Annotated in this window: 23 protein-coding genes and 1 pseudogene; 12 read left to right on the top strand and 12 right to left on the bottom strand. The window is 67.2% G+C overall.

Annotated elements, in window-relative coordinates:
• The first annotated feature begins 17 nt into the window (after positions 1 to 17).
• Entirely contained in the window at positions 18 to 746 is a 729-nt protein-coding gene (locus ACSFB7_RS23775) for a GntR family transcriptional regulator (RefSeq protein WP_435474553.1), read from the top strand.
• A gap of 9 nt (positions 747 to 755) precedes the next feature.
• On the opposite strand, the gene ACSFB7_RS23770 is transcribed toward ACSFB7_RS23775, so the two are convergent.
• Entirely contained in the window at positions 756 to 1,622 is an 867-nt protein-coding gene (locus ACSFB7_RS23770) for a MurR/RpiR family transcriptional regulator (protein ID WP_435474552.1), read from the bottom strand.
• 137 nt (positions 1,623 to 1,759) lie between these two features.
• Between ACSFB7_RS23770 and ACSFB7_RS23765 the strand changes: the two genes are divergently transcribed.
• From ACSFB7_RS23765 to ACSFB7_RS23755, 3 genes are read left to right on the top strand one after another with little or no spacing between them, the layout of a single operon-like run.
• Positions 1,760 to 3,094, top strand: coding sequence for an aspartate aminotransferase family protein (locus tag ACSFB7_RS23765; RefSeq protein WP_435474551.1), 1,335 nt, complete (start codon positions 1,760 to 1,762; stop codon positions 3,092 to 3,094).
• A 59-nt stretch (positions 3,095 to 3,153) separates the two neighbouring features.
• Positions 3,154 to 4,068, top strand: a complete 915-nt coding sequence (locus ACSFB7_RS23760) for a transporter substrate-binding domain-containing protein (RefSeq protein WP_435474550.1) — start codon at positions 3,154 to 3,156, stop codon at positions 4,066 to 4,068.
• 12 nt (positions 4,069 to 4,080) lie between these two features.
• On the top strand, positions 4,081 to 4,743 hold the full coding sequence (locus ACSFB7_RS23755) for an aspartate/glutamate racemase family protein (RefSeq protein WP_435474548.1): 663 nt from the start codon (positions 4,081 to 4,083) through the stop codon (positions 4,741 to 4,743).
• Here ACSFB7_RS23755 and ACSFB7_RS23750 read toward each other — a convergent pair.
• On the bottom strand, positions 4,729 to 5,619 hold the full coding sequence (locus ACSFB7_RS23750) for a hypothetical protein (RefSeq protein WP_435474547.1): 891 nt from the start codon (positions 5,617 to 5,619) through the stop codon (positions 4,729 to 4,731). The genes ACSFB7_RS23755 and ACSFB7_RS23750 overlap by 15 nt on opposite strands.
• A gap of 177 nt (positions 5,620 to 5,796) precedes the next feature.
• Here ACSFB7_RS23750 and ACSFB7_RS23745 point away from each other — a divergent pair, with 177 nt between their 5' ends.
• Positions 5,797 to 6,624, top strand: a complete 828-nt coding sequence (locus tag ACSFB7_RS23745; protein ID WP_435474545.1) for an undecaprenyl-diphosphate phosphatase — start codon at positions 5,797 to 5,799, stop codon at positions 6,622 to 6,624.
• 16 nt (positions 6,625 to 6,640) lie between these two features.
• Here ACSFB7_RS23745 and ACSFB7_RS23740 read toward each other — a convergent pair whose 3' ends face one another.
• Positions 6,641 to 7,462 carry an IclR family transcriptional regulator gene (locus ACSFB7_RS23740; protein WP_435474544.1) on the bottom strand — a complete coding sequence of 274 codons (822 nt, stop codon included), beginning with the start codon at positions 7,460 to 7,462 and terminating at the stop codon, positions 6,641 to 6,643.
• A gap of 130 nt (positions 7,463 to 7,592) precedes the next feature.
• On the opposite strand from ACSFB7_RS23740, the gene ACSFB7_RS23735 reads away from it, so the two are divergent.
• Both ACSFB7_RS23735 and ACSFB7_RS23730 read left to right on the top strand, forming a co-directional pair.
• Complete coding sequence (locus ACSFB7_RS23735; protein ID WP_435474543.1) at positions 7,593 to 8,564, top strand: Bug family tripartite tricarboxylate transporter substrate binding protein; 972 nt, start codon at positions 7,593 to 7,595, stop codon at positions 8,562 to 8,564.
• A 12-nt stretch (positions 8,565 to 8,576) separates the two neighbouring features.
• Complete coding sequence (locus tag ACSFB7_RS23730; RefSeq protein ID WP_435474542.1) at positions 8,577 to 10,928, top strand: cytochrome P450/oxidoreductase; 2,352 nt, start codon at positions 8,577 to 8,579, stop codon at positions 10,926 to 10,928.
• Between the two features lie 10 nt (positions 10,929 to 10,938).
• On the opposite strand, the gene ACSFB7_RS23725 is transcribed toward ACSFB7_RS23730, so the two are convergent.
• The 4 genes from ACSFB7_RS23725 to ACSFB7_RS23710 all read right to left on the bottom strand — a co-directional run bounded on the left by ACSFB7_RS23725 (position 10,939) and on the right by ACSFB7_RS23710 (position 14,795).
• Positions 10,939 to 12,858: a sensor histidine kinase gene (locus ACSFB7_RS23725; RefSeq protein ID WP_435474541.1), complete on the bottom strand. Its 1,920-nt coding sequence runs from the start codon at positions 12,856 to 12,858 to the stop codon at positions 10,939 to 10,941.
• Positions 12,768 to 13,496 (bottom strand): response regulator, encoded by a 729-nt coding sequence (locus ACSFB7_RS23720; protein WP_435474539.1) that lies wholly within the window; start codon positions 13,494 to 13,496, stop codon positions 12,768 to 12,770. Before ACSFB7_RS23720 ends, ACSFB7_RS23725 begins: the two co-directional genes overlap by 91 nt.
• A 225-nt stretch (positions 13,497 to 13,721) precedes the next feature.
• Positions 13,722 to 14,348 (bottom strand): GNAT family N-acetyltransferase, encoded by a 627-nt coding sequence (locus ACSFB7_RS23715; protein ID WP_435474537.1) that lies wholly within the window; start codon positions 14,346 to 14,348, stop codon positions 13,722 to 13,724.
• A gap of 66 nt (positions 14,349 to 14,414) precedes the next feature.
• Entirely contained in the window at positions 14,415 to 14,795 is a 381-nt protein-coding gene (locus ACSFB7_RS23710; RefSeq protein ID WP_435474535.1) for a YciI family protein, read from the bottom strand.
• A gap of 503 nt (positions 14,796 to 15,298) precedes the next feature.
• On the opposite strand from ACSFB7_RS23710, the gene ACSFB7_RS23705 reads away from it, so the two are divergent.
• Positions 15,299 to 16,771 (top strand): amidase, encoded by a 1,473-nt coding sequence (locus ACSFB7_RS23705; protein ID WP_435474533.1) that lies wholly within the window; start codon positions 15,299 to 15,301, stop codon positions 16,769 to 16,771.
• A 9-nt stretch (positions 16,772 to 16,780) separates the two neighbouring features.
• Here ACSFB7_RS23705 and ACSFB7_RS23700 read toward each other — a convergent pair whose 3' ends face one another.
• The 4 genes and pseudogenes from ACSFB7_RS23700 to ACSFB7_RS23685 all read right to left on the bottom strand — a co-directional run bounded on the left by ACSFB7_RS23700 (position 16,781) and on the right by ACSFB7_RS23685 (position 21,404).
• Positions 16,781 to 17,599: an alpha/beta hydrolase gene (locus ACSFB7_RS23700; protein ID WP_435474531.1), complete on the bottom strand. Its 819-nt coding sequence runs from the start codon at positions 17,597 to 17,599 to the stop codon at positions 16,781 to 16,783.
• Between the two features lie 14 nt (positions 17,600 to 17,613).
• Positions 17,614 to 18,453: a proteasome-type protease gene (locus ACSFB7_RS23695; protein ID WP_435474733.1), complete on the bottom strand. Its 840-nt coding sequence runs from the start codon at positions 18,451 to 18,453 to the stop codon at positions 17,614 to 17,616.
• A gap of 28 nt (positions 18,454 to 18,481) precedes the next feature.
• Positions 18,482 to 21,079, bottom strand: coding sequence for a DNA mismatch repair protein MutS (gene mutS, locus ACSFB7_RS23690; RefSeq protein WP_435474731.1), 2,598 nt, complete (start codon positions 21,077 to 21,079; stop codon positions 18,482 to 18,484).
• Between the two features lie 92 nt (positions 21,080 to 21,171).
• Positions 21,172 to 21,404: pseudogene (locus tag ACSFB7_RS23685) on the bottom strand (hypothetical protein).
• Positions 21,405 to 21,641: 237 nt separating this feature from the next.
• Between ACSFB7_RS23685 and ACSFB7_RS23680 the strand changes: the two are divergent.
• Genes ACSFB7_RS23680 through ACSFB7_RS23665 form a run of 4 tightly spaced genes read left to right on the top strand, consistent with a single transcriptional unit; the run spans position 21,642 to position 25,336 of the window.
• On the top strand, positions 21,642 to 22,277 hold the full coding sequence (locus ACSFB7_RS23680) for a hypothetical protein (RefSeq protein WP_435474530.1): 636 nt from the start codon (positions 21,642 to 21,644) through the stop codon (positions 22,275 to 22,277).
• A 32-nt stretch (positions 22,278 to 22,309) separates the two neighbouring features.
• Positions 22,310 to 23,287, top strand: coding sequence for a magnesium and cobalt transport protein CorA (locus ACSFB7_RS23675; RefSeq protein WP_435474528.1), 978 nt, complete (start codon positions 22,310 to 22,312; stop codon positions 23,285 to 23,287).
• Between the two features lie 52 nt (positions 23,288 to 23,339).
• Positions 23,340 to 23,807, top strand: a complete 468-nt coding sequence (locus ACSFB7_RS23670; RefSeq protein WP_435474526.1) for a MarR family winged helix-turn-helix transcriptional regulator — start codon at positions 23,340 to 23,342, stop codon at positions 23,805 to 23,807.
• Complete coding sequence (locus ACSFB7_RS23665) at positions 23,804 to 25,336, top strand: DHA2 family efflux MFS transporter permease subunit (RefSeq protein WP_435474524.1); 1,533 nt, start codon at positions 23,804 to 23,806, stop codon at positions 25,334 to 25,336. The genes ACSFB7_RS23670 and ACSFB7_RS23665 overlap by 4 nt, the downstream gene beginning before the upstream one ends.
• Before the next feature lie 139 nt (positions 25,337 to 25,475).
• On the opposite strand, the gene ACSFB7_RS23660 is transcribed toward ACSFB7_RS23665, so the two are convergent.
• Positions 25,476 to 26,315 (bottom strand): siderophore-interacting protein, encoded by an 840-nt coding sequence (locus tag ACSFB7_RS23660; RefSeq protein WP_435474522.1) that lies wholly within the window; start codon positions 26,313 to 26,315, stop codon positions 25,476 to 25,478.
• Positions 26,316 to 26,325 lie beyond the last annotated feature (10 nt).

Here is a 26,325-nt window from a genome sequence, read left to right as displayed (position 1 = left end):
CCCGTTTCCGACCTTCGATGAACCCCCCAGATCCCTCCCGGACGCGCGCGTTGTCCGTGGCCGACATGCTGCGTGCCCGCATCTTCGATGGCGTCATTGCGCCCGGTGCCCACCTGATGGAGATCACGCTGGCCAACGAGTTCGGCGTGTCGCGCACCCCTGTGCGCGGTGCGATGGCGCGGCTGGCCGACGAGGGGCTGCTGGTCTATCACCCGCAACGGGGTTTTCAGGTCCGGCGCTTCGACGCCAAGGACGTGTTCGACGCCTACAGCCTGCGCGCCACGCTGGAAGGCATGAGCTGCCGCCTGATTGGCGAGCGCGGGCTGGACGACCCCGCGCAGAAGCGGCTGGCCGAAATGCTGCAGGAGCAGCACGCGCTGCTGCATGGCGAGGAGTGGACCGATGCCCACGTCATGCTCTGGCACGACCTGAACCTCGAATTCCATCGCAAGCTGCTGGCGCTGGCCGACAACCGCTGGCTGACCGAGGCGGTGGACCGGGCCTGCCAGTTGCCGATCATCTTCGACAGCAAGCTGCGGCCGCACAACCGCGAGGCATCGATGCTGCCCTGCCGGCTCGAACATGCCCGCAACGCCCTGGAAGAACACCGGCGCATCGTCGAGGCGCTGGGCCAGCGCGAGGCGGATGTGGCCGAAGGCACGATGCGCTCGCACATCACCGCCAACCGCGACCTGCTGGTCAGCAGCCTGCGCCAGAAGGCCGGCCGCACGCGCGCGCTGGCCTGAGGCGCCGGATCAGTCGCCGCGCGCCACCGGCGCCATCAGGTAGGCGCCCGATTCGAACAACTGCGCCTCGGCCTGGTCGATGCGCCGGATCACCGGCTTGCCCGCGCGGCTCGCAAGCAACTCGACCAGCGCTTCCGTCACCGCCACGCCGGCGGCGATCGACGGAAAGAACGATGGGCTGTGGATTGTGAAGAGCAGGGTTTCGTCCGCCAGCAGCGACAGCGGCGATGTCACGCTGTCGGTGATGGCGACGATGCGGCAGCCCGCCGCCTTTGCCGCCTGCGTCACCTGCAGCGCCTCGCGCGAGTAGGGCGCGAAGCTCGCGACCACCAGCGCGTCGCCCTTGGCAAAGGCGCGCTGCTGCATCTCCAGCGAGCCGCCCTGGCCGTCGACCAGGTGCACGCTGGTGCGGAACAGCCGGTACACGTAGACGAATGAAAAGGCGATCGGAAAGCAGGCCCTGAAGCCCGCGGCGTGCACGGCCGGCGCTTTCTCGATCAGCGCGCAGGCCTTCTGCAGCGCCTGCTCGCTCTGCCGGTGCGTGGCTTCGAGGTTGCGGCGCTGCACCTCGAACATTTCGCCCGCGAGGGTCTGGTCCTTGGCGCGGCCGACCAGTTGCTTGGCGCGCACGCCGTAAGTCTCGGAACCCAGGCCCATGTCGGCGGCGAAAGATTCCTTCAACTGCGGCCAGCCCTCGAACCCCAGGTGCTGCGCAAAGCGCACGAGCGTGGCGGGCGTGCTCTGCGCGCGCGTGCCGACGTTGCGCATCGAGCCGGTGACCACCTCGTTCGGATGGTCGAGCACGTAGCGCGCCACCTGCTGCAGCGCGGGGCTCAGTTCGTTGAAACGCTGGCGGATCTGGTCTCTGGCGCCCATGGCGGTGTCTCTTTTCTGGCTGTCGTTGGAACGAATGTACCGGAGCGGCCGACATGGAACAGTTGACGGAACAAATGTTCCAAATAATAATTCGACCGAAACGTTAGTTCCACGATCTGTTCCGGGATTTCTTCGCCATGACGCATGTTTTTCACCGCCACCTTCGCCAGACGCCGCCTGTTGCCGCCGGCTCCCACGGCATGTTCATCCGCGATGCCGAGGGCCGCGAATACCTCGATGCATCGGGCGGCGCCGCCGTGTCGTCGCTCGGCCATGCACACCCCGAGGTGCTGGCCGCCATGCACGCCCAGATCGACAAGCTCGCCTATGCGCACACCAGCTTCTTCACCAGCGAAGTGGCCGAGCAACTGGCCGACGAACTGATCGGCTCGGCGCCCGAGGGCATGAGTCATGTGTACCTGGTGAGCGGCGGTTCCGAGGCAGTGGAGGCGGCGCTCAAGATGGCGCGCCAGTACTTCGTCGAGATCGGCCAGCCGCAGCGCACGCATTTCATCGCGCGCCGCCAGAGCTACCACGGCAACACGCTGGGCGCGTTGGCGGTGGGCGGCAACGCCTGGCGCCGCGAGCCCTTCGCGCCGATCCTCGTGCCGGCCACGCATGTGTCGCCGTGCTATCCGTACCGCGAGCAGCGCGCCGACGAAAGCGCCGAGCAATACGGTCTGCGTCTTGCGGCCGAGTTGGAGGCCGCCATCGTGGCGCAAGGCGCCGACCGCGTGATCGCCTTCGTGGCCGAGACCGTCGGCGGCGCCACCGCCGGCGTGCTGACGCCGGTGCCGGGCTACTTCAAGGCAGTGCGCGATGTGTGCGACAAGTACGGCGTGCTGCTGATCCTGGACGAAGTGATGTGCGGCATGGGCCGCACCGGCACGCTGCACGCCTGCGAGCAGGAGGGCGTGGTGCCCGACCTCATGACCGTCGCCAAGGGACTGGGCGGCGGCTACCAGCCGATCGGCGCGGTGCTGGCACAGGGCAAGATCGTCGAGGCCATGTCGAAGGGCAGCGGCTTCTTCCAGCACGGCCACACCTACCTCGGCCATCCGATGGCCTGCGCCGCGGCGCTCGCGGTGCAGCAGGTGATCCGGCGCGACGGCCTCGTCGCCAAGGTGCGCGAAGACGGCATTGCCTTCGGCGCGATGCTGGCCGAGGCGCTGGGCGCGCATCCGCATGTGGGCGACATTCGCGGCCGTGGCTTCTTCTGGGGCATCGAGCTGGTGGCCGACCGCGCAACCAAGGCGCCTTTCGATCCCGCGCTGAAGCTGCACGCCGCAGTCAAGAAAGACGCCATGTCGCGCGGCCTGCTGTGCTACCCCTTCGGCGGCACGGTCGATGGCCGGCAGGGCGACCACGTGCTGCTGGCGCCGCCCTTCATTGCCACGCGGCAAGACCTGCAGGAGATCGCCGCACGCCTGGCGGCCTCCATCGATGCGGTCACGCGTTCCGCCGCGCGCTGAGCGCCGCACGAATTCGTCGACCCCCCGTTTCTTCAACTGCCGTTCCCAGGAGCGCTTCCATGCCCAAGCTTCGTCTGCCGATTCCCTTCGGTGCTGCCGCTCTCGCGGTCGCCTTCGTCCTCTTGTTGCCGCATGCGGCCGCGCGGGCCCAGGACAACGACACGCTCGCCAAGGTCAAGGCCAGCGGCAGCATCACCTTCGGCTACCGCGAGTCGTCGTTCGGCTTCTCCTACCTCGACGGCAACCTCAAGCCGGTGGGCTACAGCATCGAGATCTGCAACCGCATCGTCGAGGCGGCCAAGGCCGAGCTGAAGATGCCGGCCATCGAGATCAAGTACCAGGCCGTGACTTCGGCCAACCGCATCCCGCTGGTGCAGAACGGCACGGTCGACATCGAATGCGGCTCCACCACCAACCTGATCGATCGCCAGAAGCAGGTGGCGTTTTCGCCGGACATCTTCCGCTACAACGTGCGCATGCTGGTCAAGGCCGATTCGGGCATCAAGAGCATTGCCGACCTGCAGGGCAAGACGGTGGCCACCACCAGCGGCACCACTTCGTTCCGCCTGCTGCGCGAGGCCGACCGGGGCCGCAGCCTCGAAGTGAACAACCTTGCCGGCAAGGACCACAGCGACTCGTTCCTGCTGGTCGAAAGCGGCCGCGCACAGGCCTTCGTGCTCGACGACATCCTGCTGGCCGGACAGATCGCCAATGCGCGCAATCCGAAGGACTTCATCATCACCGGCGAGAGCCTGCGCACCGAGAACCAGTCGCTGATGTTCCGCAAGGACGATGCGGCCTTCAAGGCGCTGGTCGACCGCGTGGTGTCGGGCATGATGAAGTCGGGCGAGATGGAAAAGCTCTATGCCAAGTGGTTCACCTCGCCGATTCCGCCCAAGGGCATCAACATCAACTACCCGCTCAATGCCGAGACGAAGGATGCGTTTGCCAACCCGTCGTCCAAGGGCATCTGAGCTGCTCGTTCCATGACACGCATCGCCCTGATCCACGCGCTTTCGCATTCCGTCGCGCCCATCAACGAAGCCTTTGCGCGCGACTGGCCGCAGGCGCTGCGCATGAACCTGCTCGACGACAGCCTTTCGGCCGACCTCGCCCGCAACGGACGCGGGCTGGACGCGGCGATGCACGAGCGCTTCCAGCGGCTGGCGCAGTACGCGGTAGACACCGGGGCGCAGGGCATCCTCTTCACCTGCTCGGCCTTCGGGCCGTGCATCGAGGCCGTGGCGCGCCAGCATGCGGGCATTCCGGTGCTCAAGCCCAACGAGGCGATGGTCGAGGAAGCAACGCAAGAGCAGGGCGGCAGGCTCGGGCTGATCGCCACCTTCGCGCCCACGCTGGCCTCGATGCCGCCCGAGTTCCCGGCCGGCACGGCGCTCGAGTCGGCCCTGGCCGAAGGCGCGCTCGATGCCTTGAACGCCGGCGACACGCAGCGGCACGATGCGTTGATTGCAGCGCAGGCCGCAGCGCTGCGCGAGCGCGGCTGCACGCGCATCGCGCTGGCCCAATTCAGCATGGCGCGGGCGCGCGATGCCTGCGCGCAGGCCAGCGGCCTGTCGGTGCTGACCACCGTCGACAGCGCCGTGCGCGCGCTGCGCCGGCGCACGACCCCGGGTTCAGCGGGCGGCTGACGGGGTCGGGCTGTCGATGATCGAGAACAGCGCGGTCATCGCGATCTGCGCCGCGTCGCCACGGCCCAGCATGCGCGTGAGGCCGCTCTCGCGGTCGGTGGCTTCCAGGCCCTGCGACAGCCGGCGGTAGATGTCCGACGAAGGCAGGCTGGCCGAGGTGCCGAGCGCATCGCAGTAAGTGCCGGCCAGGATGCCGGTGAGCTGTTCGCTCTGCGCGTTCGACAGCTTCATGTTGTCGCCGCCGAACACGGCCGCGATGCAGTGCAGCAGATAGGCCTGCGTTTCGAGCGAGAACGAATGCCGCCGCACATAGCATTCGACGGCCGCCCAGAACAGCGGCTCGGAAGTGCGGCGCCAGCTCTCCAGCACCTTGCGTGCCTTGGCCACCAGGTCGGCATGCGCATCGCCCGGCTCGCTCGGCCGCAGGGCCAGGCCTTGCAGGGTGAGCGAGGCTTCGGGGCAGGACGCGCCCAGGATGAAGCTCCAGAACTTCCAGCGGGCGTACCACTTCTTGTCGTGCGCCGGATCGAGCGGCTCCAGCAGCCAGAAGTCGATGCTCTGGATCGCGTCGTCCCGTTGCCCGGCCACGCTGCCGTCGCCCAGGTCCAGCGCCTGCATGGCCGATTCCATCCGGTCGGCGGCGATGTGGCCCTGCGCGACGATGCCGGCGCTCGTGCCCGAACGGTCGATGTCGAGCAGGCGCTGCATCAGTTGCTGCAGCTCGTGGGCGGAGGCGCCGGTGGCCTCGGCCACCCGCTTCATTGCGGCGCGCTGGTCGGCTTCGAGCTCCAGGGCGTTCTTGCGGCGGTCTTCGCCGTGGTCATCGGCGGTCGATACATGCTCTTCATGCCCATCCCCGGCGGTGAACGTTCGCATTGCAAGACTCCTTCGGATGCAGATGAATCGTCACTCTGAAATATGTGTCAATGCGTCACGCCCGAACATCACCTGAACTGGGTATCTTGCGGGCCGGATGTGTCGGTTCACGGTCTGCACCTGAACGTCACCTGACCAGTGCCATCGCGATAATTGCCGCTCTTTCAAGGAGTACGCGTGGACATCGTTTTGCTGGTCAAGGCCGCCATCATGGGCATCGTGGAGGGGCTGACTGAATTTCTCCCGATCTCGTCGACAGGCCATCTGATTCTTGCGGGCTCATTGCTCGGCGGCTTCGGCGACGACCGGGGCAAGGTCTTCGAGATCGCCATCCAGACCGGCGCGATCTTCGCGGTGATCCTGGTGTACTGGCAGAAGATCCGCTCCACCGTGGTGGCGCTGCCCAGGCAGCCCAAGGCGCAGCGCCTGGCGCTGAACATCTTCATCGGCTTCCTGCCGGCGGTGGTGCTGGGCCTGCTGTTCGGCAAGGTCATCAAGGCGCACCTGTTCATTCCGACCGTGGTGGCCAGCACCTTCATCATCGGCGGCTTCATCATCCTGTGGGCCGAGAAGCGGCCACCGGGCTCGGTGCGTGTCGAGCACGTGGACGACATGACGCCGTGGGATGCGCTCAAGGTGGGCCTGGTGCAGTGCTTCGCGATGATCCCGGGCACCAGCCGCAGCGGCTCGACCATCATCGGCGGCATGCTGCTGGGCCTCTCGCGCCAGGCGGCGACCGACTTCTCTTTCTTCCTGGCCATTCCCACGCTGATCGGCGCGGGCGTGTACAGCGTCTACAAGGAGCGCGCGGCGCTGTCGATGGCCGACCTGCCGCTGTTCGCGGTGGGCCTGGTGTTCTCGTTCATCAGCGCCTGGCTGTGCGTGCGCTGGCTGCTGCGCTACATCAGCAGCCACAGCTTTGTGCCGTTCGCCTGGTATCGCATCGCCTTCGGCATCGTGGTGCTGGCCACGGCGTGGAGCGGCGCGGTGGTCTGGGCCGACTGATCCCGCTTTGTAAGTCTCAGGTGCGGGCGCCGAGGATGGCGCTCGTGGCCTGGGCTTCCCGCCGCACGGCCATGGCGATCGGCCCATCGATGGCCGGATCGAAACCGCCCGTGGCACCCAGCGCCGTCAGCACGGCGCACACGCGGCCCGCATAGTCGTACACCGGCGCCGCCACGGCGCTGATGCCGCGCAGGTAGGTGTCTTTCACGCTGGCGCAGCGCGCCTTCTGCACGTCGCGGCGCAACTGGCCGATGGGGTCGGCCGCGTCGAGCGTGGCGCGCATGTCGGGCGTGGCGGCGGCCAGTTCCTGCTCGGCCAGCGCCAGCACCCGCGATTCGTCGAGCAGGCCGAGGAACGCGCGGCCGGTGGCCGACCACAGCATCGACATCACCGAGCCGGCGCGCACGTTCACCGTGACCGGCAGGCCCGGCTCCTCGAAACGCACGATGGTCGGGCCCTTGTTGCCCATGACCGCGATGAAGCAGGTCACCTCCAGCGATTCGCGCAGGCGGATCAGGCAGGGCTCGGCCGCGCGGATCGGGTCGGCCTGCCGCATGGCCGCCAGCCCGATCTGGATGGCTTCGGTGCCCAGGTAGTAGTGCTGCGAGGCGGCGTCCTGCAGCACCAGGCCTTCTTCCATCAGGCTCGCCAGGTAGCGGTGCACCTTGGCCGGGCTTTCGGCCACGTGGGTGGACAGGGCCGTCAGGCTGCTGCGTCCGCCGAGATGCGCCAGCCCCTTCAGCACGGCCATGCCGGTTTCGGCGGCCTGGACGCGCTGGCGCCGTTCACGGGTTGTAGCCGGCGCGGCCGGGGATTCGGGAGGAGAAGAAGGGCTCATGTCGCCTGCATGTTAGGTGCTTGGATCGGTCGCGCCGGGCCGCTCGGGCACAAGGGTAAACCCGCAAATCATGATTACGCAATGCGTATGATACTTACGCAATACACAACATCCGATGCGGAGACACCCCATGAAGAAGCAGATTGCCGGCGGCCTCGCGGTCCTTTCCCTTGTCGTCGCGGCCAGCGCCGGGGCGCAGCAGACCTATCCGGCCAAGCCGATCCGCTGGATCGTTCCCTATGCGGCCGGCGGCGGCTCCGACTTCCTGGCGCGCACGGTCGGCCAGACGCTGGCCACGCAGGTTGCGCAACCGGTGCTGGTGGACAACAAGCCCGGCGGCAACACCGCCCTGGCCGCCTCGGAAACCGCGCGCGCGCCGGCCGACGGCTACACGATCCTGTCGGCCGACAACGGCACGCTGGTCTTCAACCCTGCGCTCTACAAGTCGCTGAGCTACAGCCCCACCAAAGACCTGGCGCCCGTCACGCTGATGGGCAAGTTCCCGATGATCCTGGTGGTCGGCACCAACTCCGGCTTTGCCACGGCCAAGGACTTCATCGCCCAGGCGAAGGCCAAGCCCGGCGGCATCAACTACGCGTCGGCTGGCGCGGGCAGCCCGCACCACCTGGCGATGGAACTGCTGAAGGTGGAAGCGGGCCTGTTCATGGTTCACGTGCCGTACCGCGGCGCGGCGCCGGCACTGGCCGACGTGGTGGGCGGGCAACTGCCGGCCATGATGGTCGACCTGGCCGCGGGCGCCGGCTTCATCAAGGGCAACAAGGTGCGCGCGCTGGCCGTGGCCAACCCGACGCGCCTGCCGCAACTGCCCGATGTGCCCACCTTCGCCGAGCTGGGCTACAAGAACGTCGAGGCCGCCGCGCTGGTCGGCGTGGTCGTGCCCTCGGCCACGCCGCCGGAAGTGGTGAACACGCTCAACCGCCAGATCGTCGCGGCCATCAACGAGCCGGCGGTGCGCACGCGCATGGTCGACTTCGGCGTGGAGCCCGTGGGCAACACGCCCGCGCAATACGCCCAACTGCTCAAGAGCGAAACCACGCGCTGGCACAAGCTGATTCGCGACCTGAAGATCACGCTCGACTGACCCGACACCGCCATGCCCGACACCGCCACCCCTTCGCGCGCTTCCGGCTGCCCTGTTGCGCACGGCCCGCTCTCCGCCGAGCGCACGCCCACCGGCTGCCCCGTGAGCCAGCGCGCCGCCGGCTTCGATCCCTTCGAGGACGGCTACCAGCAGGATCCGCCCGAGTACGTGCGCTGGGCGCGCGAGCAGGAGCCGATCTTCTACAGCCCGAAGCTGGGCTACTGGGTGATCACGCGCTATGCGGACATCAAGGCGGTGTTTCGCGACAACATCACCTTCAGCCCGTCGAACGCGCTGGAGAAGATCACGCCCACCGGCGAGGAAGCCAACGCGGTGCTCGCAAGCTACGGCTTCGCGCTGAACCGCACGCTGGTGAACGAAGACGAGCCGGCCCACATGCCGCGCCGCCGCGCGCTGATGGACCCGTTCACGCCCGAAGAACTCAAGCACCACGAGCCGATGGTGCGCGAGCTGGCCCGCAGCTACGTCGACCGCTTCATCGACGACGGCAAGGCCGACCTTGTCGACCAGATGCTGTGGGAAATTCCGCTCACGGTGGCGCTGCACTTTCTCGGCGTGCCCGAGGAAGACATGGACACCCTGCGCAAGTATTCGATTGCGCACACCGTCAACACCTGGGGCCGCCCCAAGCCCGAAGAACAGGTGGCCGTGGCGCATGCCGTGGGCAACTTCTGGCAGTACGCCGGCAAGGTGCTCGACAAGATGCGGCAAGACCCCGATGCGCCCGGCTGGATGCAGTACGGCATCCGCAAGCAGATGCTGCAGCCGGACGTGGTGACCGACTCGTACCTGCACTCGATGATGATGGCCGGCATCGTGGCCGCGCACGAGACCACGGCCAACGCCACCGCCAACGCGATGAAGCTGCTGCTGCAGCACCCGCAGGTGTGGCGGGAGCTGTGCGAAGACCCGGGGCTCATTCCCAACGCGGTCGAAGAATGCCTGCGCCACAACGGCTCGGTGGCCGCATGGCGCCGCCTCGTCACGACCGACACGCAGGTGGGCGGTGTCGACCTGCCGGCCGGCTCGCGGCTGCTGATCGTCACCTCGTCGGCCAACCATGACGAAGGGCACTTTGCCGATGCCGACCTGTTCGACATCCGCCGCGACAACGCCAGCGACCATCTGACCTTCGGCTACGGCTCGCACCAGTGCATGGGCAAGAACCTCGCGCGCATGGAGATGCAGATCTTTTTGGAAGAGTTCACTCGGCGGCTGCCGCACATGCGGCTGTCGGAGCAGCGCTTCAGCTATGTGCCGAACACGTCTTTCCGCGGGCCGGAGCACCTGCTCGTCGAATGGGACCCGGCCGCCAACCCCGAACGAAACAACGCCGGCCTGCGCGACGTGCAAGTGCCGGTTCGCATCGGCGAGCCGTCGCGCGGCGCGATCGCGCGGCCGGTGGTGGTCGAGCGCGTGACGCCGGTGGCCGAAGGCATCGTCAGGCTGCGCCTGGTGTCGCCCGACGGCAAGCCGCTGCCGCGCTGGACCGCCGGCTCGCACATCGACGTGGAGTGCGGCACGCCCGAGTTGTCGCGCCAGTATTCGCTGTGCGGCGACCCCGACGAAGCCGGCGTGCTGGAGATCGCCGTGCTGCACGAGCCGCAAGGCCGTGGCGGCTCGGCCTGGGTGCACGGCCATGTGAAGGTGGGCGACAGGCTGCGCATTCGCGGCCCGCGCAATCACTTCCGGCTCGATGAATCGCTGAAGAAGGCCATCTTCATCGCCGGCGGCATCGGCATCACGCCGGTGAGCGCGATGGCACGCCGCGCGAAGGCGCTGGGCATGGACTACGAACTGCACTACAGCGGCCGCAGCCGCGCGAGCATGGCCTTGCTCGACGAACTGGCCGCGTTGCACGGTGATCGGCTGCATGTGCATGCGGGCGATGAAGGCCGGCGCAACGACCTGCAGGCATTGCTCGGCAAGCCGGTGCCCGGCGCACAGGTCTACGCCTGCGGCCCGCTGCGCATGCTCGAAGCGCTCGAATCCTGCTGCGCCGCATGGCCGGAAGGCGCCTTGCGCGTCGAGCATTTCGAGTCGACCCTTGCGACGCTGGACCCGTCGAAGGAGCATGCCTTCGAGGTGGAACTGAAAGACTCCGGCCTCGTCATCAACGTGCCGCCCGACCAGACCCTGCTGTCGGCATTGCGCGCCGCGAACGTCGATGTGCAGAGCGACTGCGAAGAAGGCCTGTGCGGCTCGTGCGAAGTGCGCGTGCTGTCCGGCAAGGTCGACCACCGCGACGTGGTGCTGATCCGGTCGGAGCGCGATGCCAACACCAAGATGATGGCGTGCTGCTCGCGGGCCTGTGAAGGCGAGCGGCTGGTGCTGGAACTTTAGGCCCGCGCGTTCAGGCCACGGGCGAAAGCGGCATCCGCAGCGCCACCTGCGTGTCGCCAGGCCGCGAGTCGAGCAGCAACTCGGCCCCCAGTCGCCGCGCGCGCGCCCGCAAACTTCGCAGGCCCGCGCCGTCGGCCTTGTTCACCGCATCGACCGCAAAGCCGCGCCCGTCGTCGCGCACGCTGAGCTGAAGCTCACCATCCGCGCGCCGCACGGCCACGTCCACGCGCCGGCTTGCGCTGTGCTTGAGCACATTGGTCAGCGCCTCCTGCAGGAAGCGCAGCAACTCCAGGCTGTGCGAGGGCGAGAGTTCCAGCGTGTCGACGCCCGACACCTGCCAGCGGCAGTCGATGCCGTTGGCGTCGAGCAACTGCGAGATGCGGTGGCGCAGCGGCACCAGCAGCTCGCCGAAGGCGAGGGCGCCGTCGCTATGGCCGGTGGCGTCGATGATCAGCCGCAGGTCGTCGCGCAGGCTCTTGAGCATGGCGAGCAGTTGCGGTGCCGACAGGTCTTCGGGCCGGCGCTCCAGCGTCGCGATGCTGCCGACCAGCATGCCGCCAAGCCCGTCGTGCAGGTCGCTCACGAGGCTGACGCGCTCGCCGATGCGCGCATGCGTCAGCGCCAGCGCGTGCTGCTGCGCGAGTGTGTCGGCCAACTCTGCCTTGGCGGCGTTCACTTCCTCGATCAGCTCGTGGTTGAAGTTCTCGATGCGCTTGAGGCTCTGCACGAAGCGCGCGGCCTGCGTCAGGGCCATGCCCAGCAGCAGCACATACGACGACATCGTCGTGTAGTAGATGTTGCTGTCGATCACCTGCGTGAACGCCAGCAGGTCGTGCCCGGCCGTGACCGCCGACACCGCCATGAAGGGCGCGAGCGAGCGCATCGGGCTGTCGCGGTGGCGCAGGGCGTGAATGATCGAGCTGCTGTTCACCGCGATGACCGTCAGGCCGCCCACCAGCGTCCAGATGGCGCGGTGCGTGGTCAGCGCGGGGCCGCTCGCGGTCCACAGGTCGAGCACGCCGGCCGCGGCCACCAGCAGCGCAACCGCCTCCAGGCGCGGCATGCGCCGCTGGCAGAAGCGCAGCGCGAAGATGATGTAGGACACATCGAACACCAGCAGCAGCGACGTGTTCATCGCCTGCCAGCTGTGGTTGCTGGCAAAGGGCCAGGGGCTGGTCGCGATCTGGTTGTAGCCGAACAGCAGCCACAGCACCGACATCACGGCGAACCAGCCGTACGCGGTCTCGCGCCGGCGCAAGACCCACAGCGCGGCGAAGAAGGCCGAGACGGCGGCGCTCACCGCGAGGCCCAGCACCTGCAGGTCGTGGCGCATGACGCGCTCGCGATCGAACTCGGCCTGCATCGCGGCCGGCGTGCCCAGGCTGACCGGCCCCAGTCCCGCCTGGTAGGCGAACAGGCCCGACACGCGCACCAGCAGCGTGTTGGTGCCGGCCTTCAGCAGCGGCGGTGCCAGCAGCCAGTAGCGCGGCGTGTTCCAGCCGCGCGTGAGCGGCTCGACCAGGCTGTCGTCGCGCGAGATCGGCACGCCGTTGAGCGACACCTCGCCGGCCATGTTGAGGTAGTGCAGCAGCAGGCCGGCTTCGCCGACCGGCGCCGGCTGGTCCCAGGTGAGCCGGTACCAGACCACGCCGTCGAAGTCGGGCCAGCGCGTGTCCCAGCTGTCGGGCAGCGATACGGGTGCCCAGCCATCGGCGGGCGGCGCGGTGTCGCCCCAGCCGGTGCCGCGCGCGGCCTCGACATGGAGTTCGGGCGCCGGCTGTGCCTGCGCCGTGCCGGCTGCGGCAAGAAGAAAGGAGAAAAAAAGGAAGCAGGCGCCGATCAGCGCAGCAAGCCGTGCTTTCGCCCTTGAAAGACAGCCTCGGTGCGCGAGTTGACGGCCAGCTTGCGGTAGATGTTCTTGGTGTGGCATTCGACGGTCAGCCTGGAGATCGACAGCGTCTCGGCCATGTCGCGGTTGCTCAGCCCTTGCGCCACCAGTTCGAGGATTTTGCGTTCCCGCGGCGTCAGGGCCGTGGTCGGCGCCGGGACGGGGGGCGTGGCGCCACTGTCGTCGGGCAGCGCGGCGACCGCATGTGCCGGGCCCTGCGTGGTCGCGAGCCACGCGATGATGCGGCGCGCAATGGAGGGGTCGATCGATGCGCCGCCCTGTTCGATGCTGCGCAGCGCGATGCTCAGTTCGAGGTCGTCGCGTTCCTTGAGCAGGTAGCCGATGGCGCCGGCGCGCAGCGCCGCAAAGATGATTTCTTCGGTCCGCCAGGCGGAAATGACCACCGCGGGAACACCCGGGCGGCGGGTCTGCAACCAGTTGATCAGCTCCACGCCGTTGCCGTCCGGCAGGCCGATGTCGACCAGCACCAGCCCGTAGTAATGTTCTTCCAGCAGCAGCTTGGCCCCGGCCACGCTGTCGGTAACGGCGATCCTCTGCTCGTCGCAGCCGAGCGTGGAGAGCACGTAGCGCAGGCGCTCCTGCATCGCCGGATCGTCCTCGACCACGAGCGTGGGGCTCAGTGAAACGGGCTCAGCGTCTTCGATCTGGAGAAATGACATGTGGCGGCATTTTGGATCGGTCTGTCAGGGCGCGTAGGACGTTTCTACTTATTTTCAGGATTTGTTGCTGGCTATTCCCATTTGTATCTTTCATTGCGATATTTACAAGTGAGGGAGCCCGCCGAATGAACAAAAACTATCGCTCAGTCTGGAATATCGACCTCGAAGCCCGGGTGGCGGCACCGTAAAGCGCACGATCGCAAGGCAAGTCGGTCGACGTTCGGGTCAAGGGGCGGTGATGGGCGGGGCTACCGAAGCGGGCCGGCACATGATTTCGTACACCGAGTTCGTGACTGGCTCCAGCGGGCTGGCCTCGCGCCGGAAGCCCATGCGCTCGTAGAACGCCACGCTGCGCGGCGTGAAGGTTTCCAGATAGCAGGGAACGCCAGCCGCATCGGCCTCGGCCAGCGTGGGCGCCAGCAGCCTCGCGCCCAGTCCGCGCCCCTGCGCGGCAGGCGAGACGCCGAGGATCGACAGATACCAGGCCTGCGCCGGCACGGCGGCGCTCGCGTGCGGGCTCATGAACTCGACGATGCGGTGGTAGTTCTCATGGCCGCGCGGGCCCAGGGTGCGCGCCAGAAACGCGTTCTTCGCGGCCGACTCGTGCGCGTCCACCGGCTCGGTTCGTGGCAACAGCCAGGCCGCGGCTCCCAGCTCACGGTCTTCCAGCGTTTCGCAGCGCCCGGTCCTGCCGGCCTCGCCCAGCGAGTACGCAAAGTACGCGGCCAGCACCGCCTTGCGGGCTGGCATGTCATTCTCGAAATCGACGGAGATCGCCAGGTAGAACGGATCGACGATCAGCGCGTCGACAAGGGCGGGCGTGGACAACAGGGACTCGGGCTGCAGTGGCATGCGGGGGGGCGGGTTCTGGATGACCCGCGCGATTCTAGGGAGCCACCTTTTTTGGGGTGGGGGGCCTCAGACCTGCGGAATGCGCGCCGGGATCACGCCCGGGTCGTACCAGGTGATCGGCCGGATCTCGAACACGCCGCCCTCGAAGGCCAGCCGGTGCGCTGCGTGGGTGGCTTCCTCGACGGTTTCGCACTCGACGGTGTAGAGGCCCATGAGTTGTTCCCGGGTTTCGGCGAACGGACCGTCGGTGACCAGCGGATGCGTGTCGCCGGCGCGGCGCACGGTGGTGGCCATGTCGGGCATCAGCCGAAGCACGGTGCCGAGCCGGCCCTGTGCCTGCAGGTCGTCGCGCAGGTCGGCGTGGCGTTCAAGAATTTCCTCTTCGGCACCGGGCGCCGAGGCGGCCATCGCGGACTCGGAACCGTAGATCAGGATGGCATAGAGCATGGTCTTCCTTGTGTTGCATCCGACGCTGGACGAGTATGCGTCGCGCCGACACGTCCGGCAAAAAAAGCCTGCGCGTTGTTGCATTGGTCGATTGCGGTGGTGCGGTGTCGGTGCGTTGCTGGGACGGGGTCGGCTAGCGGGGGTACGCTGGGTGTGAGGTGGTTTGTTTGGGGCTGGGGCTATTCAGGGCGACGCTCACGCCGACACGGTGCTCTTTTTCGCGAATGTCCCCCGCTTCGCTCCTCCTTTATTTCGCGAAAAAGAGCCCCGTATCGACGTGAGCGTTGGACAGAGCGGTTGTTGATCAGCGATTCACCAGCAGCGTGCCCATGTGCGAATGACACCAGGAGCTCCCCGCAGCGAAATAAAGGAGGAGCGAAGCGGGGGACATTCGCGGAGGGGAGCACCTGGTGTCATTCGCACTCGCCCCGAATGAACCCGAGCCCGAACCTGCACCAAACAACAGCAGCGCAACACAACAAGGAACAAAGGAAGCACAAGAGATGACATTGGCAATGAGCTGGGAAGAATGGACCGCACACGACGGCGTAGGACTGGCCGAGCGCGTGCGCAAGGGCGATGTGACCGCAGCCGAACTGGCGGCACAGACGGCAGCCGGCATCGCCAAGACCAATCCGCAACTGGACGCGGTGGTCGAGGTGTTCGACGACGTGGTGGCCGATCCGCTGAAGGACGGCATGAACCCCGCTGGCGTGTTCGCGGGCCTGCCCTATTTGATGAAAGACCTCGGCCCGACGCTGAAGGGCCGGCTGCAGGAATTCGGCTCGATGATGATGCAGGGCCATCGCCCGGCGGCGGACAGTTTTCTCACCGGCAAGATCCGCAACGCGGGCCTGAACATCATCGGCCGCAGCACCACGCCCGAGTTCGGCGTGTGCAGCTCGGTCGAGAACGCGCTCTTCCTCACGCGCAATCCCTGGGACCTCGAATACACAACCTGCGGCTCTTCGGCCGGCACCGCTGCGGCCGTGGCTGCTGGCGTGCTGCCGCTGTCGCATGCCACCGATGGCGGCGGCTCCATCCGCATTCCGGCCGGCGTGAACGGCAACATCGGACTGAAGGTGTCGCGCGGCGTGTTCTCGCTGGCGCCGGGGCTGTCGGACCTCTCGGGCCTGGTGTCGATCCAGGGCTGCCACAGCCGCACCGTGCGCGACACGGCAGCCTTCGTCGACCACTGCCGAGGCGGCGCGCCGGGCGAGTTCATGCCGTTCTGGTCACCGGCGCAGCCTTACAGCGAACTCATCAAGAAGGACCCCGGCCGCCTGCGCATTGCGCTGTCACACGAGTGGGGCGACTTTCGCGCCACGCCGCACTTCGTGGCCGAGCTGGAGCGCGTCGGCAAGTTTCTCGAAGGGCTGGGCCACCATGTCGAATGGGTGCTGCCCGAGGTGGACTTTCAGACCGCCTTTGCCGCGCAGACCACCTGCTACATCAGCAACTTCGCGCAGGTCATCGACGGCCATCTGCACCGCCTGGGGCTGGAGCGCCCGCCCACCGATCTGCTGGAGCCCATCAACATCAAGATCTGGGAAGCCGGCGTGGGCACCTCGTACACCGAGCGCTCGAAGATGCAGGCGGTGTTCAACAGCACCTCGCGCGCGTTCGGCAACTTCTTCCAGCACTGGGATGTCATCCTCACGCCGATCACCGGGCTGCCCACGCCCAAGGTCGGCACCAGCGAGTACCTGACGACCAGCACGAACCCGTCGGTGCACGACTGGTTCGCGAACCTGTGGCAGAACTTTGCGTACACGCCGCTGGCCAACCTGTGCGGCATGCCCGGCATTTCGCTGCCGATGGCGGCGCAGGAAAACGGCCTGCCGCTGGGCATCCAGGCGCAGGCGGCGCAGGCTAATGACGGGCTGCTGCTGCAACTGGCCGCGCAGATCGAGCGGGCCCTGGATGGCAAGTGGAATGCCGGCCAGCGGCCGGGGGTGCACGTCACCCAGGGGTGACGCGAGCGATCAGAGCAGGTTGCGCAGCGCCGCTTCGACAGCGGCGGCTGTGGCGAGCGGCTTTTCCATCGGAAACAGGTGGCTGCCGTCGAGCATGGCGATGCGGCCCTTGGTGACCTGCTGGGTCATCGCCATGCCCACGCGCTTCATCTCGGCCGACTGGCGCCCGCCGATGAAGGCGGCCTTGCACTTGAGCGGATGGCTGCGCAGCAGCGCGCCCAGGTTGTGGGGCAGGGTGTTGTAGATCGCGGTTTCCACGTCGCGGTCGAAGCTCAGCTCGCGGCTGTCCTCGCCGGCGTTCAGGCCGTCGAAGGTGCCGTGGTCGATGTAGTCGTGCAGCACCTGTTCGTCCCACTTCGCAAACGCCTTCTTGCTGCGGAAATGCTCGAACACCGCCTCGCGGTGCGCCCAGGTGTTCTTGCGCTTGCGGCTGATGGCCCCGGGCGAAATGCTCTTCATGAGCGGCGTGCGCTTGACCACGTTGAGCGTGTTGGCGCGCCAGCCGCCGAGGATGGGGGAGTCGATCAGCACCACGCCCTTGGCCAGAGTCGGGTGCAGCGCCGCGCACATCAAACTCAGAAAGCCGCCGAGCGAATGGCCGATGAGGAACACCGGGCCGCCCGCGCGGTCGGCGCGCTGCTGTGCAAAGTCGGCCAGTTGCTGCACCAGGTGCGGCCAGTTGTCGGTGACGGGGTACTTCGGGTCGTGCCCGAATTTCTCGATGGCATCGACCTCGAAGCCGCGGTTGCGCAGGCTGTCGAGGAGAACGCGATAAGTGCTCGCGGGGAAGCTGTTGCCGTGCGAGAAGACGACGGGCGGCATGGCCATGGCCGGTGCCGCGCTCAGATGAGCTTTTCGTCGGGGGTCGAGATCTTGCGCAGCGGGCTGTGGCGCGTGGCGGGCATCTTCAGCGGATGCTCGGTGGCGCTGTCGTCCCATACCGGGTCTTCGATGCTGTCGAACACTTCGCGCAGCTTCTGCCCCCAGCTGTTGTGCATCATGCGGTAGTAGGGGTTGTCGGCGTCGATGCAGATCACGCGATCGGTTTCGAGCTTGTTGGCCTCGTACACCACCAGGTCGAGCGGCAGGCCGACCGACAGGTTCGACTTCATGGTCGAGTCCATCGACACCAGCGCGCACTTGGCGGCTTCGTCGAGCGGGGTTTCGGGCGTGAGCACGCGGTCGAGCACCGGCTTGCCGTACTTCGACTCGCCGACCTGGAAGTAGGGCGTTTCGGTGGTGGCTTCGATGAAGTTGCCGGCTGCGTAGACCAGGAAGAGGCGCATGCCTTCGCCCTTGACCTGCCCGCCGAAGATGAAGGACACGTTGAAGTCCAGGCCCGCGTGCTTCAGCGCCTCGGCGTCGCGGTCGTACACATGGCGCACCGCCGAGCCGAGCACGCGCGCGGCATCGAACATGCTCTTGGCGTTCCAGATGGTGATGGGCTCGCCCTGCGTGCCGTCTTCGCGCGTTTCGCGCAGTTCTTCGACCTGCAGGATCTCGCGCACCGACTGCGAAATGCTCAGGTTGCCCGAAGACAGCAGCACCATGACGCGGTCGCCCGGCTGCTCGTAGACGATCATCTTGCGGAAGGTGCTGATGTGGTCCACGCCCGCGTTCGTGCGCGAGTCGGAGAGAAACACCAGGCCGGCGTTGAGTTTGATGCCTACGCAATAAGTCATGAGTTCGTCTCGCATGAATCAGGCCCGCTCAGGCGGTACTGCGTTCACGCGTGTTCAGTTTCTGGAGGGCATAGAGCGCGTCGAGGGCCTCGCGCGGGCTCATGGTGTCGGGGTCTAGCGCGGCCAGCGCGGATTCTACGGCGCTGGACAGCGGCGTCTCGGCCACCGGAGGGGGCGCAAACAGGTCGACCTGTGCACGAGTTTGCGCATGCTGCGATTCAAGTGCCTCCAGCGCCTGCCGCGCATGGTTGACCACCGCCGCCGGCATGCCGGCCAGGCGCGCGACCTGGATACCGTAGCTCTTGCTGGCCGGGCCGGGCTGCATCTCGTGCAGGAACACGATGTCGCGGCCGGCTTCGGTGGCGCTCACGTGCATGTTCACCGCGCCGTGGTGCGTGGCCGGAAACTCGGTCAGCTCGAAGTAGTGGGTGGCGAAGAGCGTGAAGGCCTTGCTGCGGTCGTGCAGTTGCGCCGCGATGCCGGCGGCCAGCGCCAGCCCGTCGAAGGTGCTGGTGCCTCGGCCGATTTCGTCCATCAGCACCAGCGACTGCGCGGTGGCGCTGTGCAGGATCTGCGCGGCCTCGGTCATCTCCAGCATGAAGGTCGACTGCGCGTTGGCCAGGTCGTCCGCCGCGCCGATGCGGGTGTGGATCGCGTCGATCGGTCCGAGCCGGCAAGCCGCCGCCGGCACGTGCGAGCCGATGGACGCCAGCAGCACGATGATCGCCACCTGCCGCATGTAGGTCGACTTACCGCCCATGTTGGGGCCGGTGATGACCTGCATGCGCTGTTGCGGTCCGAGCTGCGTGTCGTTGGCGATGAAGCCGCCCGACGACTTTTCGGCCAGCCTTGCCTCGACCACCGGGTGGCGCCCCTGCTGGATCTCGATGCACGGGTGTGACACGAAGCTCGGCGCACGCCAGTGCAGCGTGTGCGAGCGCTCGGCCAGCGCGCAGAGCGCGTCGAGCGCGGCAATGCCGCCGGCCAGTTGCGTGAGCGCATGTACCGAGGGCTGCAGCGCATCGAGCAACTGTTCGTAGAGCCACTTCTCGCGGGCCAGCGCGCGGTCTTGCGCGCTCAGGGCCTTGTCCTCGAAGGCCTTCAGCTCGGGCGTGATGAAGCGCTCGGCGTTCTTCAGCGTCTGGCGGCGGCGGTAGTTGTCGGGCACCTTCGAGAGCGCGCTCTGCGTCACCTCGATGTAGAAGCCGTGCACCCGGTTGAACTGCACCCGCAGGTTGCTGATGCCGGTGCGCTCGCGTTCGCTGACTTCGAGCTTGAGCAGGAAGTCGTCGCAGTTGTCGCTGATGGCGCGCAGCTCGTCGAGTTCGGCATCGTGGCCGGTGGCGATCACGCCGCCGTCACGCACCAGCGCCGACGGGTCGGGCTTGATTGCGCTGGTCAGCAGGTCGGCGCAGCCCGGCGGCGGTGCGAGCCGTTCGGCAATCTGCGCCAGCAGCGCGGCGGATGCGGGAAGAAGGGGCGCAAGCAGCTCCGCCTTCGACAGCGCCAGGCGCAGCGCCAGCAGTTCGCGCGGACGCACCTGCCGCAGCGCGATGCGGGCGGCGATGCGCTCCACGTCGCTGGTGTTCTTCAGTTGCTCGCGCAGCGTGCGCCAGGGCGCGGCCGTGCCGCCCAGCACCGTGGCCTGCAGCGCGCCGATGGCTTCGAGCCGCGCCTGCGCCTCGCTGCGATCGCGCCGGGGCGACAGCAGCCAGCGCTTCACGAGGCGGCTGCCCATGCCCGTCATGCAGGTGTCGAGCAGCGAGAACATCGTGGGCGAGTCTTCACCGCGCAGCGTTTGCACCAGTTCGAGGTTGCGGCGCGTGGTGGGCGGCAGCTCGATCAGGTCGCCGTCGCGCTCGACCGACAGGCGCTGCACGTGCGAGAGCGCGCGGCCCTGCGTGTGCTCGGCATAGCCCAGCAGCGCAGCGGCTGCGGCATGCGCGTTGGTGAGCGATTCGGCATTCCACGCAGCAAGGCTGTTGCTGCCCATCTGCTCGCTGAGCTTGCGTTCGCCCAGGCCGCCATCGAACTGCCACGCGGGGCGGATCGAGAGCGTGAAGGGCGTGGCGGTGCGCGCGGCCTTCAGGCGCTGCTCGAAGGCGGGTGTGACCTCGGCGCTGTAGAGCAGTTCGCTCGGCGCAATGCGTGCGATCCAGGTTTCGAGCGCGTCGGCTGGGCATTCGGCAAGCCGCAACTCGGCGCCGGTTACGCTGAGCCACGCCAGCCCGCAGAAATTGCGCGTGCCCGCATGCACCGCGAGCAACAGCGATTCGCTCTTGTCGCTGAGCAGTTCGGAGTCGGTCAGCGTGCCGGGCGTGACCACCCGCATCACCTTGCGCTCGACCGGCCCCTTGCTGGCGCCGACCTCGCCCACCTGCTCGCAGATGGCGACCGATTCGCCCAGCTTGATGAGCCGCGCGAGATACGTGTCGACCGCGTGGAAGGGCACGCCGCACATCACCACCGGCTGCCCGGCCGATTGGCCACGCTGGGTGAGGGTGATGTCGAGCAGGCGCGCGGCCTTTTCGGCGTCGGCCCAGAACAGCTCGTAGAAATCGCCCATCCGATAGAACAGCAGGGTGTTCGGATGGTCCGCTTTCAGGCCGAGGTATTGCGCCATCATGGGCGTGTGCCCGGAGAAGTCGCTGGTCGAGGGGGAGGATTGGGCTGTCGTCGTTTTCACTCGGGCGATTATCGTGGACGGGTGAGGGGCGCTCAGCCGATGACCAGCTTGACCGGCTTGCCGATGCGGCTGAGCATTTCAATCAGCGTGTCGATGGTGAATCTGGCGGTTCTTTCGGTTCACCACGTTGAAAACCCGAGGGTGGGCTGATCTGCTCTTGCGACGCGGCCTGCAGGCGCTTGGCCTCGGCGGGCGGAAAGCCCAATTCGAGGTAAAGGTTGGTGCCGGGCTTGGTGACGTGGCGGATTTCGGTGTCGATCTTCACGGTTGGTTTCCTTGCCTCGGCGATGGCCCCTGTGATTTCTCATTGTCGAGAGGGGCCGATGGTTCTGGCATCGCGGCGCGCCATCTCGATCCCCGTTACCGTGAACTTTGCGGGATACCGGCGCCGATCAACCGAACCGCCTGCGGAAACGGCGCCGAGCTCGCCGGCCTTCCGGCCGCACCCACCGCTCTAAAATCCCCCAGCGCAACCCCCGCGTGAAGTACAAAAAAGGCGCCCATGGCCCAACTGGATGAATTCAAAGGCCCTGAAGCGAACGCCGCCGCGCTGCCCGACACCGCCACCTTGCCCGCGGAGCTTGCCGCGCTGTATCTCTGCATCACACCGGCCCAACTCGCGGACCTGCGCAAGTCGAAACGGCCCGAGGGCCGTGCGGGCAACAGCAACAACCCGTCCGTCATCCGGCCGGTGGAAGGCGGCGCAGGCGGGCCCAAGGACCCGGCGCTCTACAACGTTGGCACCTTGCGCGACTTTGCGAAAGCGCACACCGCCCCCTCCGCCTTCGACACCGCGGCCAACACCGGCATGCTGGGTTGGGTGTCCGCCAAGCTGCCTTTCTTTGCCGAGCTCGAACCCCGCATCAAGCGCGGCAAGCGCGTGCTGATCGGCGGCGCCTGGGACCGGACCGACCCCCTGCGCGAGGCGCGTTTCGTCGATCTCGCGAAGGGCCGTATCCGTTTCGCATCGCTGACATGCTCCGAAGCCGCCGCCAGCCTGTGGGCCGACGTTGCGAGCCACACCGCGCTGGCTGACAAAGGGCTCGCGCTGCTCAGGAGCGAAACGCAAACCATCGAGGCATCGCTGGCCGCCACCGCCCAACTGGCCGCGACTTCGAATTCCGGCGCGGCCGCCTGAGCGACGTCCAGATTGAACACAGAAGGGTACCGATGCTGATCAACTGCGTGGCGTATGAAAACGGTGCCAAGCTCGCCGACATTTCGGTCGAGGACATCAGCGACTACATCAGCCGCCCGGGCTGTTTCGTGTGGGTGGCGCTGAGCGATGCATCGGACGAAGAACTGATCGAGATGCAGCACGAGTTCGGCCTGCATCCGCTGGCGGTCGAAGACGCCCACCACGGCCATCAGCGCCCGAAGGTGGAGGAGTACGGCGATTCGCTCTTCGTCGTCATGCACCTGGTCGAGCCCTCGTCAGGCGGCGAGCACTGCACGAACGTGGGCGAGGTCGACGTGTTCGTCGGCACCAACTACGTGCTGTCGGTGCGCAACCGCAGCCAGCAGGGCTTTCTGGGCGTGCGCGAACGCTGCGAGCGCGAGCCGGACCTGCTGCGCAACGGCGCGGGCTTCGTGCTGTATGCGCTGATGGACGCGGTGGTCGACCGCTACTTCCCGGTGATCGATGCGCTGGAGGTGGAGCTGGAATCCATCGAGCAGCAGATCTTCGGCCAGGGCGGCGCGGCGCGCGACAAGATCAAGCAGCTTTATGACCTCAAGCGCCGCAGCATGATCCTCAAGCGCGCGGTGGCGCCGCTGCTGGAGGCGGCCGGCAAGATGCACGGCGGCCGCGTGCCGCAGATATGCATGGGTTCGCAGGAATACTTTCGCGACGTGGGCGACCACCTGGGGCGCATCAACGGCTCGATCGATGCCATGCGCGACACCATCGGCACGGCGATCCAGGTGAATCTGTCGATGGTCACCATCGAGGAAAGCGAAGTCACCAAGCGGCTGGCCGCCTGGGCCAGCATCTTCGCGGTGTGCACCGCCTTCGCCGGCATCTGGGGCATGAACTTCGAGAACATGCCGGAGCTGAAATTCCGCTACGGCTACGCGGTGGCGCTGGGGCTGATCGTCACCACCTGCGGCTATCTCTACTACCGGTTCAGGCGCGCAGGCTGGCTTTGAGGGCGCACGTCCTCATTCCAAACTAATAAACATGTAGATAATCTAGTCCCTTATGAAAAGGGACTTCACGCAGCGTTTCGGCTTCCTCGTCAAAAGCGTGGGGAAGCTCTATGGCGAAGAATTCGACCGGCTGGCGCGCGAGCGCATCGGCCTGTCGAGCGCGCAATGCCGGCTGCTCGGTGCGCTGGCCATGCATGGCGACGAAGAGCCGCTGTCGCAAGCCGAACTGGCCCAGCGCCTCGATCTGACTCCGATGGCCGTGGCCGGCCTGTGCGACCGCATGGCCGCGGCCGGCTGGATTCGCCGCGAGCCCAGCGCCACCGACCGCCGCGTCAACAAGATTCACCTGGAGCCCAGCGCCGAGAAGGCGCTCGATGGCGCGCTCACCATCAGTGACGGGCTCAATGCCCGCGTGATGTCGGTGCTGTCGCAGGCCGAGCGCGCGCAGCTCCTGAGCCTGCTCACCAAGGTGCACGGCAGCCTGATGGACATCACCTCGGGCGGGGAGCCAAAAGCATGAGCGTCGCGCCCGGAACCAAGGTGCCGCACCGCGGCATGATCACCATCTCGATCATGCTGGCGACCATCATGCAGGCGCTGGACACCACGATCGCCAACGTCGCCTTGCCCCACATGCAGGGCAGCCTGCAGGCCTCGCAGGACCAGATCACCTGGGTGCTCACCTCGTACATCGTGGCCTCGGCCATTGCGTTGCCGCTGACCGGCTGGCTGTGCGGCCACTGGGGCCGGCGGCGCGTGTTCCTCATCTCGGTGATCGGCTTCACGGTGGCCTCGGCGTTGTGCGGCATGGCGACATCGCTGGTCGGCATCGTGGGCGCGCGGCTGCTGCAGGGCATCTTCGGCGCGGCGCTGGTGCCGCTGTCGCAGGCGGTGCTGCTGGACATCAACCCGCGCGAGAAGGTCGGCCAGGCCATGGCGATCTGGGGCGCCGGCATCATGGTCGGGCCGATCCTCGGGCCGCTGCTGGGCGGCTGGCTCACCGAGAACTTCGACTGGCGCTGGGTGTTCTTCATCAACCTGCCGGTGGGCATCTTCGCCTTCTGGGGCATCGCGCGCTACCTGCCCGAGAGCCGGCCGCAGGGCGAGAAGCTGGACATCTTCGGCTTCGTCACGCTGAGCCTTGCCATCGGCATGCTGCAGCTCTTCCTGGACCGCGGCGAGCAGCTCGACTGGTTCGACTCGTGGGAGATCAAGCTCGAAGCCGCCGCCGCGCTCGTAGCCTTCGGCTTCTTCGTGGTTCACACATGGACAGTGCAGGGCGTGTCGTTCTTCGACCGCGACCTGCTGAAGGACCGCAACTTCGTCACCGGCCTGCTGTTCGCCTTCATCGTCGGCATGATCCTGTTCGCGACGATGGCGCTGCTGCCCAATTTTCTGCAAGGGCTGATGGGCTACCCGGTGGTCTACACCGGCGAGGTGACGGCGCCGCGCGGGGTCGGCACGATGATCGCGATGATCATCGTCGGGCGTCTGGTGCAGCGCATCGACGTGCGCGCCATCATGGCGGTGGGCTTCGGCCTCACGGCCTTCTCGCTCTACCAGATGACGCGGCTCACGCTGCAGATGGACAGCAGCCTGATCATCTTCTCGGGCTTCATCCAGGGGCTGGGCATCGGCTTCACTTTCGTGCCGCTGTCGACCGCAACCTTCGCCACGTTGGCGCCACGTCTGCGCAACCAGGGCACGCCGATCTTCAGCCTGCTGCGCAACATCGGCAGCAGCGTGGGCATCTCGATCGTGCAGGCGCTGCTGACCGAAGGCTCGAGCAAGGCGCATGCGCAGATTGCCGCGACTGTCGCGCCCGGTAACCAGGGGCTGATCAACCTGCCGTCGATGATGCAGCCCGATACGCTGACGGGCCTGGCGTTGCTCAATGCCGAGGTCACGCGGCAGGGCGCGCTGATCGGCTATCTGGACGACTTCGCGATCATGATGGTGATCACGTTGCTGGCGATTCCGCTGCTGCTGTTGATCAAGAGTCCGCGCCGCGATGCGGGGGCATCAGGGCCGGCCGAAGTGCCGCACTGACTCTGGTATTTCTCCCTCCCCTTCCGGGGGAGGGCAGGGGTGGGGGCAAGCGGCGTTCGATGAAGCACTGCGCCGAACGGGCGCCGTTTGCCCCCATCCCAACCTTCCCCCGGAAGGGGAAGGAGCAAGACGAATCAAATCACTCGTCGTGCGAGTCGTGCGTTGCAGCAGCGCCGCGGCGCCAGTAACCCGATGCCCGGGTCCACTTCGGATTGGCACCGCGCTCGCCCACGAGGTGAGCGCGCAGTGCCTTGGCAATCGCCGATTCGCAACCCACCCAGGCGTGGAAGTCGCCAGCCGGCAGCTTCATCGCCTTCAGCGCATCGACCAGCACCGGGCTCAGGCCCGGCTCGGCGCCGCGGCGATGCACCCAGTGCAGCGCGAGTTCTGCCTGCGTAGCGAACGGAATCTGGTCGGCTTCGCTGTCGACTTCCGCCAGCACGACCACGCGCGCGCCGGCCGGCAGTTCGGCCAGCCGGCGCGAGATGGCGGGCAGGGCGGTGTCGTCACCGATCAGCAGGTGCCAGTCGAATTCGGTCGGCACGATGAACGAACCACGCGGGCCGCCCACGCCGACGATGTCACCCGGCTTGGCCTGCTCGGCCCATTGCGTGGCGGGGCCGGCTTCGTGCAGCGCGAAGTCGATGTCGAGCGTGCCGGCCTTCGCGTCATGGTGGCGCGGCGTGTAGTCGCGCATGGTCGGTCGGCCGCTCGCGGGCCACACGGGGCCATCGGGGCCGGCCGTCGGCAGCGTCAACTGGCCGGTGGCGGCATCGGGAAAGAAGATCTTGGCGTGGTCGTCGAAGCCGGGGCTGGTGAAGCCCGCAAGGTCGTCGCCCGTCAGCGTGATGCGAATCAGGTGCGGCGTCACGCGCTGCACGGTCTTCACCGTGAGCTTGCGAAAGCGCAGGTCGTGGCGCACGCGGCGCGGCATGCGGTCGGGGATGGTGGTGGTGGATGTGGTGGTGAAGTCGGTCATTTCAGAAGAT

Source organism: Variovorax raffinosi (assembly GCF_051216615.1).
Lineage (GTDB): Bacteria > Pseudomonadota > Gammaproteobacteria > Burkholderiales > Burkholderiaceae_C > Variovorax.
This window is presented reverse-complemented; position numbering and strand designations above follow the sequence as displayed.